Annotated in this window: 14 protein-coding genes and 1 pseudogene; 9 read left to right on the plus strand and 6 right to left on the minus strand. The window is 41.8% G+C overall.

Annotation, left to right across the window (positions count from 1 at the left end):
- The 4 genes from IQ224_RS15445 to IQ224_RS15460 form a co-directional block, all read right to left on the minus strand.
- Positions 1–223 (minus strand): transposase (locus tag IQ224_RS15445; RefSeq protein WP_130757148.1); only part of this gene is annotated, 223 nt, incomplete at its 3' end.
- Between the two features lie 202 nt (positions 224–425).
- On the minus strand, positions 426–1,346 hold the full coding sequence (locus tag IQ224_RS15450; RefSeq protein ID WP_084990135.1) for a hypothetical protein: 921 nt from the start codon (positions 1,344–1,346) through the stop codon (positions 426–428).
- A gap of 76 nt (positions 1,347–1,422) precedes the next feature.
- A complete protein-coding gene (locus IQ224_RS15455; protein WP_002747478.1) occupies positions 1,423–2,226 on the minus strand; it encodes a type 1 glutamine amidotransferase in 804 nt (267 codons plus the stop codon).
- A 119-nt stretch (positions 2,227–2,345) separates the two neighbouring features.
- Positions 2,346–3,683 (minus strand): Mur ligase family protein, encoded by a 1,338-nt coding sequence (locus tag IQ224_RS15460; RefSeq protein ID WP_002747476.1) that lies wholly within the window; start codon positions 3,681–3,683, stop codon positions 2,346–2,348.
- A 163-nt stretch (positions 3,684–3,846) separates the two neighbouring features.
- On the opposite strand from IQ224_RS15460, the gene IQ224_RS15465 reads away from it, so the two are divergent.
- The 7 genes from IQ224_RS15465 to IQ224_RS15495 all read left to right on the plus strand — a co-directional run bounded on the left by IQ224_RS15465 (position 3,847) and on the right by IQ224_RS15495 (position 11,842).
- Complete coding sequence (locus tag IQ224_RS15465; RefSeq protein WP_036402503.1) at positions 3,847–5,037, plus strand: HhoA/HhoB/HtrA family serine endopeptidase; 1,191 nt, start codon at positions 3,847–3,849, stop codon at positions 5,035–5,037.
- A 76-nt stretch (positions 5,038–5,113) separates the two neighbouring features.
- Positions 5,114–6,262 (plus strand): LPS export ABC transporter periplasmic protein LptC, encoded by a 1,149-nt coding sequence (gene lptC / locus IQ224_RS15470; RefSeq protein WP_002747473.1) that lies wholly within the window; start codon positions 5,114–5,116, stop codon positions 6,260–6,262.
- Positions 6,263–6,412: 150 nt separating this feature from the next.
- Positions 6,413–7,456 carry an IS630 family transposase gene (locus IQ224_RS15475; protein ID WP_194033167.1) on the plus strand — a complete coding sequence of 348 codons (1,044 nt, stop codon included), beginning with the start codon at positions 6,413–6,415 and terminating at the stop codon, positions 7,454–7,456.
- A gap of 393 nt (positions 7,457–7,849) precedes the next feature.
- Positions 7,850–8,938 (plus strand): isocitrate/isopropylmalate family dehydrogenase, encoded by a 1,089-nt coding sequence (locus IQ224_RS15480; RefSeq protein ID WP_002747470.1) that lies wholly within the window; start codon positions 7,850–7,852, stop codon positions 8,936–8,938.
- 693 nt (positions 8,939–9,631) lie between these two features.
- Positions 9,632–10,693 (plus strand): hypothetical protein, encoded by a 1,062-nt coding sequence (locus tag IQ224_RS24240; RefSeq protein ID WP_228036257.1) that lies wholly within the window; start codon positions 9,632–9,634, stop codon positions 10,691–10,693.
- Positions 10,694–10,793: 100 nt separating this feature from the next.
- The gene (locus IQ224_RS15490) at positions 10,794–11,063 is read left to right on the plus strand and encodes a hypothetical protein (protein ID WP_002737739.1); all 270 of its coding nucleotides are present in this window, start codon (positions 10,794–10,796) and stop codon (positions 11,061–11,063) included.
- An 8-nt stretch (positions 11,064–11,071) separates the two neighbouring features.
- The gene (locus IQ224_RS15495; RefSeq protein WP_228036258.1) at positions 11,072–11,842 is read left to right on the plus strand and encodes a hypothetical protein; all 771 of its coding nucleotides are present in this window, start codon (positions 11,072–11,074) and stop codon (positions 11,840–11,842) included.
- Positions 11,843–11,926: 84 nt separating this feature from the next.
- On the opposite strand, the gene IQ224_RS15500 is transcribed toward IQ224_RS15495, so the two are convergent.
- Entirely contained in the window at positions 11,927–12,430 is a 504-nt protein-coding gene (locus IQ224_RS15500) for a hypothetical protein (RefSeq protein WP_002747456.1), read from the minus strand.
- 279 nt (positions 12,431–12,709) lie between these two features.
- On the opposite strand from IQ224_RS15500, the gene IQ224_RS15505 reads away from it, so the two are divergent.
- Entirely contained in the window at positions 12,710–13,024 is a 315-nt protein-coding gene (locus tag IQ224_RS15505) for a hypothetical protein (RefSeq protein WP_002735918.1), read from the plus strand.
- Between the two features lie 282 nt (positions 13,025–13,306).
- Positions 13,307–13,702: a hypothetical protein gene (locus IQ224_RS15510; protein ID WP_194033168.1), complete on the plus strand. Its 396-nt coding sequence runs from the start codon at positions 13,307–13,309 to the stop codon at positions 13,700–13,702.
- A gap of 484 nt (positions 13,703–14,186) precedes the next feature.
- Here IQ224_RS15510 and IQ224_RS15520 read toward each other — a convergent pair.
- Positions 14,187–14,303: pseudogene (locus IQ224_RS15520) on the minus strand (IS30 family transposase); the annotation flags it as partial.
- Positions 14,304–14,465 lie beyond the last annotated feature (162 nt).

Below are 14,465 nucleotides of genomic sequence, written 5' to 3' on the forward strand. Positions count from 1 at the left end.
CTACTGTACTTTTAGCTTGGGCGGCAATTATATCTGAGGGGTGAAAATAGGGGGAATTCCAAAAGTCGTAGGTGGCACTCGCTGCGGCTAGATTTCCCGAAGCTTGTGGCACACTTGTACTAGGTTGACTGGCCAAGTTTTCTACGATACTGATTAACCTTTTCTTTCTTCTGGTGTCCCCTAGGTCTGCATATTGTAATTCTTGGGCTGCCCATTTCTCCATTTTTTTGCTTACCTCCACCTTAATTCCTTCTTTCAAAACTATACCTATCAATCGTTTCCCCTTTTTTTAAGTTTCTTCTCTTTTTGTTAAGAAAGATCTGACTAATGGATAGCTTGATAAGGGGGGTTTTGATCCCCCTTTAATACTAGAGCCAAAAAAGACAGGCAGGGAGCCTGTCTAGAAAACCAAACAAATTTATCTATCAGTTGGCCAAAAATAGGGAGTTTTTTGCGTCAAATTTCCAAGCAATACCATCGGGATCTCTGATGCGACTCCAATCGGCAAATTCTGTTTCGGATTTATTTTTCTTGTTTCTACCCAAAACGGCCGGGGTAACTCCTAAACGTTTAGCCAAATCCGCCAAACTCATCGATGAGATGGTTTCAGATACAGTGGTTAGTGATTCTTCCCTAACCTCTGATTCTGATTGGGATAAAGAACTGGCAGAACTGTTTAAACTAGGATTAATTATCTCCTCCGGTTCTTGAATTACCGTTTCTTGAACAGAGATTGCTGCGGTATTTTCTTCCTCTTTTTCCTCAAATAATTTACCTAAATTAGTCAGAGATTGGGAGGAAGAAATAACAGGAACTTCCGAGACAGAATTTTCGCTTTTTTCGGCGACAATCAGAGAGGATTTAGCCTCCTGGGATTGCTCTAAATTGGTCAGAGGGGATCTCGAGGCAGTAATCGCAGGAACTTGTTTTTCCCCTATTTCTTCTAAAGAGGGGTCACTCTCATCAAAAATACTACCCAGGGTACTGGCGGTGATAAAGTAATAGGCCATACCCTTATCGCCTACAGCTTTTTTTTGCGCTCCAAATTCCTCAGCTTTTCTGTCTAAAAATTGTCTGGCTAATTTGGCCGTGAGATTGGCTTTTGCCGATAGGTCAATCGGGGTGAGACAACCTTGATTGTCCTGTAAAAGTTGATTGAAATAGGGGTTAATCACCGTCGATAATTTTGACCAGCGATAGTCTTGCCACACCTTGACTGCCAGAGTTAAGAGGAAGACAAGTAGGATCAATGGCCAAGCGGTAAAAAGAAGGATGATTAACACCGCTAGGGGGATGATGAGGACGAGAAACCCCGTCGTCTGACGATCGATAATTTTTCCAGTCATAATTTCATAAGCTGCCACAATTAAAATTCTTAATGGCTAGTTTGACTATCTCCTGCCATAAGTGTATATGACCAGTTTAGGCTTTATTGGTCACGCCGGTTAGTTCTAGTCGTTCAAACATGGCAAATCGTGCCTTCAAGGCCAGAGAATCATCAAGTTTTGTTAAAAAAATCGGTTTTTGATACTTTTGTTCTAAAGCTTTTTGGATTAACCAATCGGCTAAAAAGGGATTTTTGGGTAGTAGGGGACCGTGAGCATAGGTAGCGATCGCATTGTGGTAAAATGCTCCTTCATAACCGTCCTCTCCGTTATTTCCGTAACCGGTAATCACCTTTCCTAGGGGAGAAACGGTCTGTAAATAGGTACGACCCCCGTGATTTTCAAAGCCAATTACTAGCGGTTTTTCCCCAGTCATAGCTTTAATTTCCTCCGCTAAAGGGGAAGCAGTAATTTCAAAAACCACGTTACCGATACAGCGTTTTGCATTGGGTCCGGGATGTTTACTTACTAGGTCTAATAATCCTAATCCTTCGATTCTTTGACCGAAAGCTGGTTCATAATAATGGCCTAATAATTGTGGGGAACCACAGGTAAAAACCCCCGGTATTCCTGCGGATAATTGTTCTTTCATCGCCGCTGCTTTTCTCCCCTGTAAATCGCGCATAACGATCTCCTGTTGCCGATCCTGCGCTCCACCCCCAACAATTATATCTACTTGGTAAAATGTCTCGGCTTCTGTTTGAGCATCTAGGGGAATAATTGTTACAGCAATATCACGCCATTGACATCTTCTTTGGATAGTAATAACATTACCTCGATCGCCATAGGTACTCATTAAGGTCGGATATAACCAGCCGATTTTTAGTTCTAGTTCTTGCATAATTTTTTAGGGGATTAGGGAATGGGGAAATGGGGATTTAGGGAATGGGGAAATGGGGGAATTCAACTAACACCCTAACACCCTAACACCTAACATCAATCTTCACTCTTTTCTAATTTCTACAAAATCTTTCTACCTGTGAGAATCTCTCGTACTTCTAACATAGCAGAATAGGTGGGTAAAATATGTAAAGTTTCCTCATTTTTGGTGTTATTAAGGGCAATTTGGATCGCTTTTTTTAGATCGGATTCAACAATTAAATTAACGGGATAAGCGAGACTATCCTGACTATATTGTAAGCGCAAAGCCATGTCATAAAGTCGATCGCCTGTTACCACTAAAGTTGTTCCCAAAGGGGTTAATTTTTCCGTATCCACATCCCAAATCCAAGAAACATCCGTCCCGTCGGGGATGCGATCATTGAGAACTAAGAGAGTAGTAGAAGACTTTTCTTTCTGTAAAATATCAGCCACTGCGCGAATTGTTTCATTCATACCCACGGGATTTTTGGACAGTAAAATTCTAACTTTTTTACCCTCAATTTCTAATTCTTCCGCTCGACCAAAAGCCGCTTTAAAACCCTGAACTGTCTCAAAAATTTCTCGATCTTTAATCCCCAATTCCTGGGCTACTAAACCCGCCGCTAAAGTATTATATTTATTATAAACACCGATTAAAATCTGCGGCCAATCGTGACTATGGAAAGCAGGATTACTCTTTTTAAAGCCACAACTAGGACAACTAAAATCCCCTAAATGGGAGAGATAAACCCCTCGATAATCCAAAGAAGCACCACATTTAGGGCAGTAAATAGAATCGACAGCGTGGGGAATTTCTTCTAGATATAATTCTGGCTCACTTAAGCCAAAATATACAACTCTTTGGGGCAGTTGTTGACCCAAATGGGAAAGAGTCGGATCATCAGCATTGAGAATCACTAAAGTATCGGTGGGTAGGGGAGATATGGACCCTTGCCAACGGCGACTAATCGTATCCACTTCCCCATAGCGATCGAGTTGATCGCGAAACAAATTGAGAGCTAAAATAGCGCGAGGACGACAATCTTTTAAAACCAAAGGGAGAATATTTTCATCCACTTCTAAAATGGCATAATCAGCCTTTAAAGTGCCGAATAAATTGGCATCGGCTAATAAAGCAGTGATTAAACCATTAATTAAATTCGCCCCAGTGGTATTATGGGTGACTTTTGCCCCCTGACGCTCTAGAATAGTTCTTAGCAGTAGGGAAGTGGTAGTTTTTCCATTCGTGCCAACCACCAAGATTACCCCCCGTCGGACTTGCCCACAAAGTAGCGGCAACAAACGGGGATGGAGACGACGGGCAATTTCCCCCGGCAAGACGCTGGCGGCCCCTAAACGGAGTCCTTTAACCACAGCAGTAACGGTTTTAGCCACCGCTACGGCTATCCCTAAACGGATGCGATCAAACAATTGCATGAAGTGAGATTCTTATAGCTGTTTCGTGATTTTACCGCTAAAAGAAGACTGGTAAACGGGGTAAGTTCCCATTGATTCTTTCCTACCGACAAAAAAGACAGCCTATAATATAGGTAAGTTTGGGGCCGATTCTACCGCACACGACATTTTAGGGCTAGAGCTTATGGGTTTATTGACAAGATTGGGGATTTCACTGGGATTAATCGCCCTAGGCGGTGCTGTGGGTGTACTAGGAAATCAGTATTTAAGCAGAAAAGCAACCCTAGAGGTAAATACACCGCCAGCAATCCTCCCCGCTTCCCTCTCTCTCCCTGTTATTCCCCAAAACGACAGTAATGTTAATTTTATCGCCCAGGCCGTGCAGAAAGTCGGGCCGGCGGTGGTGCGGATTGACTCGGCCCGGGAAGTGGCCGACCAAATTCCCGAACAATTTAAACAGCCCTTTTTTCGGCGCTTTTTTGGTAATGAAGTGCCGATTCCCAGGGAGCATTTGGAACGGGGAACCGGTTCCGGGTTTATTGTTAGTACAGATGGAATGCTTTTGACTAATGCCCATGTGGTGGAAGGGACAACCCAAGTAAAAGTGACTTTGAAAAACGGTCAAATCTATCAGGGTAAAGTTCTGGGGGTTGACAATATGACCGATGTGGCCCTGGTGAAAATTGAGGCGGAAAATTTACCGACGGTGACTTTTGGCAAGGCCGAAACTTTAATCCCTGGGGAGTGGGCGATCGCAATTGGCAATCCCCTAGGCTTAGATAATACGGTGACGGTGGGCATTATTAGCGCCCTAGGACGCACTAGCAGCGAAGTGGGGGTTCCCGATAAACGGGTTCGTTTTATTCAAACCGATGCCGCTATCAACCCCGGCAATTCCGGCGGCCCGTTGCTAAACGCCAAGGGGGAAGTTATCGGCATTAATACGGCAATTCGGGCCGATGCTCAGGGTTTAGGGTTTGCTATTCCCATCGAAACCGCCCAAAAAGTGGCGGGACAGCTATCTAGCAAGGGTAAAGCGGAACATCCCTACATCGGTATCCAGATGGTGACGCTAAACCCAGAATTACGGCAGCAATTGAATGAAACTAAAGAATTAAGCTTTAATATTGACCAAAATGAAGGGGTAATCGTCCTGCGAGTGGTGGAAAATTCCCCCGCTCAAAAAGCCGGAATGCAACCGGGTGATATCATCGAAACTGTGGCAGGAAACCCCGTTAAAACCGCCGCCGATGTGCAGCAGGGTGTGGAAACCAGTGCGATCGGTGGTAATCTGGAAATCGAGATTAACCGCAGGGGTAAACAACAAACTCTCACCGTTCAACCGGGGGTTTTTCCCAGCAAAACTAGCGAGTAAACTACTTTCAACCGGTCAAGGGGCGACCCCTTACCCTACACTGGGAGGAGAGAAAATAGCAGCGGAGCGATCGAAATTGAGGCAGCGGTTACAATTAAAATTATCAATTGGGCGCGGGGCTGCCCTTCTAATCGGTTTGCTGGGATTAACGGCCTGTCAACCTCCCGATCCGCCGAAAATTTCGCCGACAGAATCGCCTAAAATTGAGGAAAATGGCCGGTTAATTCTCAATAATGCCACCTTAGAACAGGCTAACCCCTCCGGACAACCCCTCTGGAAAATTCAGGTCAAAAAAGCTACCTACACCCAAGACCAAAAAATCGCCCGTCTGGAAAATATCAAGGGTAATATCTATCAAGATGGGAAAGTAGTTTTACAGGTTAGTGCTGACCGCGGTGAAGTCTATAAGGAAGGCCAGGAAATTCTCCTCAAAGATAATATTGTGGCTGTAGATCCCCGCAATAAGGCCATTATTAACGCGCCGGAATTGCGTTGGCTACCCAAGGAAGGTGTTTTAATCTCCCCCAAAGGGATCAAAGGTAGTCATTTACAACTAGAAGCCAAGGCCCGCCAAGGACGCTACGACACGCGCCAAGAAAAACTAGAATTACAAGGTCAAGTGGTGGCTACCGCCAAGGAATCTCGTGTCGTCCTGCAAACCGAGCGCCTGTACTGGGAAATTCCGCAACAGGTCATTAGTACCGATCAAAAAGTCGCTTTTGATCGCTATATTAATAAAACTATTATCGATCGCCTGACTGCTATCGGCGGTCGTTGGGAAAGAAAAAATAATCAGGTTATCCTGCAAGAAAACCTCGAATATCGCTCTTTAGAACCACCTTTACAGATTTCTGGTTCTCAGGCAATTTGGAACTATCAAAATCGTACCCTAACTTCCGATCGCCCCACGGAAATTTTTCAATATCAAGATCAAATTACTATTACTGGTAATCGTGTGGTGGTGGAATTAGGCAATCGCATCGCTTATCTCAAGGACGGGGTTAAGGGAATTAATCAGAAAACTGGGGCGCAATTGTATAGTCAGATTTTAACTTGGAAAATGTCGGAAAAAATTGTCGAGGCCGAGGGGAATATTATCTATGAACAACAGGAACCAAAATTTAATCTCACCGGCGATAAAGCGATCGGCACTTTAGAAGATAATAACATTGTTGTTACCAGTAGTTCCCCCGATCGAGTTGTCACCGAGATTTATCCCCGTTAACAGGGAAAATTAGCCAAAAAAAACTCTCCCCAGAAAAGGGAGAGGGGGGGTAAATATTTATACTTTGCACGGTTATAACTTGCATTTTTTACTCAAAGACAATAATATAGTTCAAGAGTCATAATTAGAAGCAAAGCACTCATTAAAAACATGATTAACCTAGAATTCACGGAAGAAGAAAAGAACTCACTGTATTATGAAAGATTTCATCATCCTCATCCCCGGGTTCAACTGAAGATGGAAGTTCTCTGGTTAAAAAGCCAAAAGATACCGCACAAAAAAATTTGTCAGTTAGCAGGAATCTCGCCAAATACCTTATTAACCTATCTTCGAGATTATCAAGAGGGCGGAATAGAAAAATTAAAAGAAATCAACTTATATCGCCCTAAAAGTAAATTAGAGTCTCAAAGAGAAACGCTCAAAAAATATTTCGAGAAAAATCCACCAGCCACAATAAATGAAGCTGTATATAGAATAGAAGAATTGACAGGGATAAAACGAAGTCCTACCCAAGTGAGGAAATTCTTAAAATCCTTGGGAATGAAATGTTTAAAAATAGGTTCTCTTCCTTCTAAAGCTGACCCAGATGAACAAGAAGACTACAAAGAAAAAAAGCTAGAACCCAGACTAAATGAGGCTAAAGAAGGAAAAAGGGCTGTTTTTTTTGTTGATGCCGCTCACTTTGTTATGGGAGCTTTTCTCGGTTTTGTTTGGTGTTTTGAGAGACTTTTTGTTAAGTCACCGAGCGGGCGTAAACGCTTTAATGTTTTAGGAGCATTAAATGCAATAACTCATGAAGTTATTCTGGTAACATATGACACTTATATTACGGCAACTCAAGTCTGTGAACTCCTTGAAAAAATAGCTGCTTTAGGACTAATGATTCCCATCACTCTAGTCTTAGATAATGCCCGCTATCAGAAATGTAAAATTGTTGAAGAATTGGCTCTTTCTTTGTCAATAGAGCTACTCTATCTGCCGTCTTATTCGCCTAATCTAAATTTAATTGAAAGGCTGTGGAAATTTGTCAAAAAGAAATGTTTACATGGTAAATATTATGAAAACTTTTCTGACTTTTCTTCAGCCATTTATGAATGTTTGAATGATGCCCATCTGAAAAATAAAAAAGAACTGGATTCTTTGCTGACTCTACGATTTCAGAAGTTTAATAAATCTCAGATTATGAACGTCTAAAGTATAGATAGGAATAAACTTGGGAGAAGATTCTGTTCTCGGTTTTCATCTTGTAGGGATTCTTGCTTTTTCCCTATCTACCCAGATATTTTTCTTTTTGGCAACCCTTGTCTTGTCAGGTTTTGACCCACTTGTGTCCGTCAGTCAGGGTCACTCCTCATTTTACCTGATAGTGATCGCTTTTACTTTTGATATTCTGATGGGAGAATGAAACAGCCCTAGGGGCAGGGGGGATCAAACCCAAAATTCATCTTCAATTTAATTATAACCAGCTACTTACAAGATTGATAAAATTACAGAATTAATTAAGGTAAAAAGTATCTTTTTTAGCCGATTAACCAGCCAATTAAGCATTAAGATATGCTTGAAAATTTTTATTAAAACTCAAAAACTATGACAGAAAATATCCCCACCATTGTAGTCATGCACGGCGACCAAACTGGAGAAGAACTATTACTAGAAGCCCTGAGAGTATTACAACCCTCGATAATTCGTCAACCGCTTAACTTTGCCGATGTTGATCTTAGTTTAGCCCAACGTCGCCAGAGTAACAATCAAGTGGTTCATGAGGCTGCCGAAGCGACTCTCAAAACTGGATTAGCTCTCAAAGCTGCCACCATTACCCCAGAAATTAAAGGAGATGTGGGCAGTCCTAACGCTATTTTAAGAGAAGCAATGAATTCTCAGGTAATTCTCCGCATTGGTCGCCGTATCCCCGGTATTCGTCCGATTGGGGGCGTTTATTCTCCCATTGCCATTGTCCGCATGGCCGTTGATGATGCCTACGGGGCCAAAGAATGGCGAGAAACCACTGCCACCGGCGATGAAATTGCCTATCGCACCTCGCGCATTTCTAGGGCTACCAGTCGCGCTGTGGCCGAGTTTACCTTTCAACACGCCAAGAAAACCGGGGCGCGGGTATTTGGCGGACCAAAATTCACCGTTAGTGCCACCTACGAAGGGATGTTTAAAGAGGAATTAGACGCGGCGGCCCAAAGACATCCGGAAGTGCGTTATCAACCCCTGTTAATTGATGCAACTTTTGCCCTACTTTTACAAACCGACGGCGAAGCTTTGGTGATTCCGGCCCTTAATCGCGATGGCGATTTATTATCTGATTTTGTCTTGCAACTCTATGGCAGTATTGCTGGGGCCGAAAGTTTAGTTTTAGGATTTGATGAGGAGACCTTAGCAGTTAAAACTATTATGGCAGAAGCTCCCCACGGCACGGCCCCGGCTTTAGAGGGCAAAAATATCGCTAATCCCATGGCGATGATTTTAGCCTCGGCAGCTTTGTTAGGTTATATCGAAACTAGCGAGGCGCGTAAAGCTTCCAGGGCAATTTATGAAAGTGTCTTTGAAACTATTCACGAGGGCAAAAAAACCCCCGATTTAGGGGGCCAAATGACCATGAGTGAGTTTACCGATGAGGTGATTCGTCGTGTGGTCAGTAAGTTAGAGGTTTGGTCTGCTTTGGGGTAAATTAATGGGAACATCTGAGGCGGCAAGAAAGTGGTAATTAGCTAAAAATTTTGAGGTGTTTATTACAGCAGATATTTACAGCTTTTCTCAGATAGATGAGGTGCGTTATCGCAGCTAAAATACCTGATTAGCAAAGGTTATTTTGTACTTCACTTTTACGATAAAGGCTGTAGATAATTTGCTTTGATATCCATCCAATTTGAGAATTTATTCTAATTTGAGAATTTATAGCGGTTCTCGCATCTGTGCGGCACACTTAAACCTTTGCTGATTAAGCTGTTCAGGATCGGGAATGTACCTCCTGTGAATCAGAAACGCTATATTGCAGCAACAATGATCAAGAGGATGGTCAAATTTTGAATGATTTTACTATCTCTTCGGATTTGGGCTAAAATGAGACTTTGGCTAGTTATTTAAGTCTCCTCTAGGAAATTTATGTCTATTCAAGCCTTTGTTGATAATGGCTATTCTGGCTCTTCGTTACTTGGTATGGTTCGATAGGGGGGCATAAATCGACTAAATCCTTATCTGGCAAGGGATTTAATTGATTAGTTCGCTCTAGATCGAAAATAATTGACAAAAATCGCTAAATGCCTTTCTATATAGGGGTTCCATCCCTTATAACCCCCGTTCATTGCATAACACAAACCGAAGAGCCGCTATTCTCAGGGTTCGGAATATTGTAGACAATTTTTGTCAAGTCCAGAATTTAAGAAAAAAACTCTTCTGAGCATTCTGGGTTATCCATTAAAAAGAAGTAATAAGAAAATAGAACTATCTCAAAAAATTACAGAGTCTCTGGAAAAAAAGCAAATATCTGACAATGAAGTTTTGTTAGCCTATGTTAAACAACCCAGAATGTGGTTAAGTTTAAAAACAGGCGAACACTCTCAAATTCCTCGTTTAATGCCACCAGCACAATTATTAGATCAGTTTGGAGAAGAAGGATGGTATGGCCCGATAGTAGATAGCAATAGCCCTCGAATATGGTATATAAGAACTCACAAAGTTATTAATCGTCTCGGAGATACGGGTGAAATTAGACAGATAGAAGGGAGCTATATTCGCTGGTCGGTGATTGCAGAAATAGATGACAATTATGTTGCTTTCTCTTGGAATAATTTTTCTTTTACTGAGCAAGAAAAGGAATACTGTACGCCTTCACAGTTTCCCTTCTGGCACTACGTTCCCAAGTTTTTTGAGGAACTATCTCAACATTGTCAATCTTCTTGGGAGCATCCCATACTTCATGAACTGATTTTAAATCAAGTGTGGAATCAATACCTACAGGACACTAATAACTACAGATGGCAACACTTAAGAATTCGAGCCGAAGCTTCTGGAGTAGCATTAAACGCTCATAGTGCTGGGATATCAGAAATCAACGTCAAAGGATTGCAAGCTTTATCTAGAAAACTGGCGGAATCGGCCTTAGAGACTCTTGATTTTTCCGATCTAACCCAATGTAATCGAGTAGAAAACGCTATATTACATACTCTCATAAAAGAGTGGGGTACTAAATCCTATGAATTTAGTCTTGAAAAAGTCCCAGCACAACATCAAAAGCTTGAGGCCGAAAGTTCCACAAAACTACCCGAATTAGATAAGCTTTTTAAGGCTCATTGCTACTTTGGGTTAAAATCCGATTCTAGAACTCAGGATGCTTTTCAACACTTAAAATGCTATGATAGTGGGTACGGTGGTAGTGCACTGGCTTTGGATTTTGTACTAAGAGAGCTTGGACTTCGAGGCTAAGACTATGCCTGGGGTGATGTATCAAGGGAGGCTAGATTTTTTATCGGATCAACAAAAAGCTCGGCTTAGTCAGCTTTTTAGGCATCCGAACGGGCAAATTATGCCCCATGATCTTGCTGTGCGTCTGGGGATTACTCGTTCCGATGCGCTTACTGTACTAGCAATTCTCGAAGGGGATGGTATGTGTAGCATGAAATTACTCGTATATCACAAATGTGAACCTGATACCCCAGCAGGAGCAATACCTTATGGTCAGGGTTTTCCTAATCTGCCTTGGCTGTGTCCACTTTGTGAAGAAGAAGTGGACAACTATGATGATTTACTATTTGATTTTATAGCAGAAATTAATCAAGCTATCGAGTTTATCTAATCAAGTCTATGTCTAGTCAACAAGAAGAATTAGTTGAGATGATTATACAATCACTAGAAAAGCTTGATAAAAATGACCCTAAAACCGACAAGCTGGCTTCTTATTTATATGTCGCTGATAAAAGATTGTCGGATTATCTAGCCGAACTGAGAGTATTTCTGAAATGTGAGCAACCTAGCCAAGATCAAAGAATCCAGTGCGGATATATTTTAGAACAGATTGTTTATCTCTGCTTTAGAGGAGTTAAGGGTGCTACAAGTTTTAAAAGTTTTCAATCTGCTGGACCTCAATATGATTTATTAATATCTGGGGATGATCAAAAATGGAAAATAATCTCCGAGCTATTTTATCTTCCTTTTGAGAAACGAAATATACTTGTAGAAGCAAAAGCTAAACAGAGCAAATTAACAGATAAGGACTTTGCAAGACTTTGTAGTATCATGGATGTAAATTTATCTACTACGGGATTAGGAATTTTTTTTACTTTCAAGGGAGCCACTGGATTTCCTGATAGAAGCTCTTCTACAAGGCAGAGAAAGATCGGAGATTGTAGGCTTCGCCAAGCTTTATTTCATGCTAAGACAGGTAAGTATATTATTGTCTTTGATCAAGATGACATTTTTGAATTAGCTTCAAATGGTAGTCTGATTAAGTTAATAGTCAGAAAAATACGAGATTTACAGGAATTAAGTGGACTTCCTCCTATCTCTACAGAAGAATGGATAGAGATTGATTTACCAGAACACCTGAGAATCCTAGAGTATAGATCTAAAGAATAACTCCATAATTCTGTTCTACAAGGAACATCTCAAACTAATTATAGGTAGTAAAAAAGCGGGTTGAACCCCGCTTGTAATCAAAAACTAAGCCAATTTAAAGGCATCTCGCCAACACCAGCGCAACAGGGTAAAAGCTATCAAACCTTTAACCACTTCTAGAAACCAGTAACCAATCTGCAAGGACATCATTTCTCCCGACATTCCCGATGCGGTAACGGGAGCTAATAAACCCATAGCGCTCAGATTGGGAGTGAGAAAATAGGTGTAAATTAGGGTGATTACTAAGAGAACACCGGCGAATAGGAGCGATCGATGTTCGGGGAGATGGATTAAGGGATGATAGCGGTGGAAGACAACAAAGCTACACAGCACAATCGCCGCACAAACTAATTCCAGATGGTTAAAAATGCCAAATAGCAAGTAGCCGGCACTGGCAAAGCCATTTTGTGTCATCATGCCAGCTACGGATAAGCTGGGGATAATGATTAAATCGATGACGAAACTGGCACTTAACCAGAAACCGAGAACAACCATGGCTAGGGTTGTCCAATTAAACCAAGACCGATAACGCTCAACAAAAGTTTTCATTAGGCTTGCTCCTCGTTGCCTTTATAATTTAATTGTAAAGAGCGTTCGCCAAAATTTTGGCCAGTTTTTTGGTAATTCTTAGCAATTCTTATCAATTCTTATCAATTCTTAGGAGAGCAACCAAACAATACCGCTCTTACCTCTAGATTTGGCTACCCGCTCGGGGCAGAATTGTAAAGATTTATCAACAAGTGTTTATAAAAACCTTTAAATATTGACCAAGGTGACGATTCTAGACTTACCCTAAAACAATAACTGACTATCTACGGGTTTACTGTTATGGATAAGGATTTTCGTAACTATCGCATGGTTTGCACCCTCACCTTCGGAGATATTTACGGACAAATAATCGTTTGGTTAATCGTTATTTTTCTTACTCTCGCTTCCACTCTAGCTCTTTGGAGTAGCACTAGACAAATTTTCGCCCTCGCTACCGTGGGGTTAGTCGTCGTCCTCTCTTTGCCTTTTTTACTCTTTGCTTTCGTTACTACCCTCCTCAATCATATTGAATTCGTTCCCATCGAAGCGGAAACCAACATTCGTCGTGGTCCTGTCCCCGGAGTTAGCGGCAGCCGTGTACCTGCAGCCAGCTAAATCCGACCAAATCCCCAATAAATAATCTAGAGACGTTATCAGCAACGTCTCTAGCAGTTTTTGTCATTGGTTGCGTCTGGGTTTCTCGTTCGAGATGTTTGTAAATTTTTGTAAACTTAACTTGTTTTAAAACACTTTTTCTGTTAGGAATTATCCAGAGAAAAATAGATGAAGCAGAGAAATTGTCAAGACAATAATCTTGTTTGCTGCCTGATCCCGGTCAATGATAAATTTTTAAATACCTAGTCTTTTACATTTTCCCAACTCTCGGAGTGATCCCCGATGTTAAAAAATCTCTTTGGTGGCAAAAAATCTGACTTTTACCTAGAACTAAAAGAAACCGATGGTGAACAACAAGCAACAGCAACCACGGCAGTAGTCGCACCTGTGGTGGAAGCGCCCGCACCTGCTGTGGAGTCTGCTGCCGCCCCTGTAGCCGAGAAAAAAACCCAAAAAACTTCTATTAAGAAAGAAAAACAAGTAAAAGAAACTCCCACCGCTCCTGTGAGCGCACCAGCGCCCGTAGCCGCTACTAACGGCAAAGTAGAGCCGCAAGAAGTGGAATTTGCGACAAAATACTTGATTACTCCCAGTATGTCTCGCCGTCGCCCCGGTCCAAGTTTGAATGGTTTCAAAGACATGGCACGCAAGGCGAAACTACCTGCTAACCGCGGCTAAATCCCCCCGGATTGCTTTCTCAACAAAAAAAAAGGAGAGCTTTCTTTGACTCTCCTTTTTCATCAGGGTGCATCTACTGACTCAAGTGTAGCAGAGAGTTTTTTTGAGGTTGGTTATTTAGGTTACTGCCCAGAGTATTTTGGGGATAATTATTACCTTTCTTTTTGGGCAATTTTTAAAACCTAGGACTAGACCGAACTGATCAAAGCGGTGATCACCACTATCCCGATCTGTTTCCGGTTTTTCAATTCTCCGACTTTTTCGGCGAGATCGGTGGTTTTCCCCGCCGCGTTCGCCATAACTTTAACTCGAGCTGCTTGCAGCTTAAACCCTCTATCTTTCCGTCTAGGGTTTAGATATCGCCTTTAATTTCCGACTGCCCTAACTCTAAATTCTTCTGTCCGTTTTCCAAGGTAATTAGTCGGTTTTTGATCGCCTTCTGTCCGTTGGCAATATTAATATGCTCGTTTAATCCCCTCTCCTAAGAATGATCAGGAGTGGCAAAATAAAAATCTGCTCCTAGTTTCTGACTCAACTCTTGATGTCCACAAAATTCTTTGACCTTGTCACAAGTAAAGGTTTTTCTTTTGTCAGGAGTAATCGGTCATTTATTTTGATTGGGGCTGCTAATTGGGCAGCCGATAAGAACTCTTGATCGCTGATAATCAGGATTATTTCCTAACTTTTAACTGCCGACATCTGCCGCATTTCTAGATACACTAATAAAGCGTTAATATCGGCGGGATTGACTCCGCCAATTCGC

This window comes from Microcystis sp. LEGE 00066 (genome assembly GCF_015207925.1).
Taxonomy (GTDB): Bacteria; Cyanobacteriota; Cyanobacteriia; order Cyanobacteriales; family Microcystaceae; genus Microcystis; species Microcystis ichthyoblabe_A.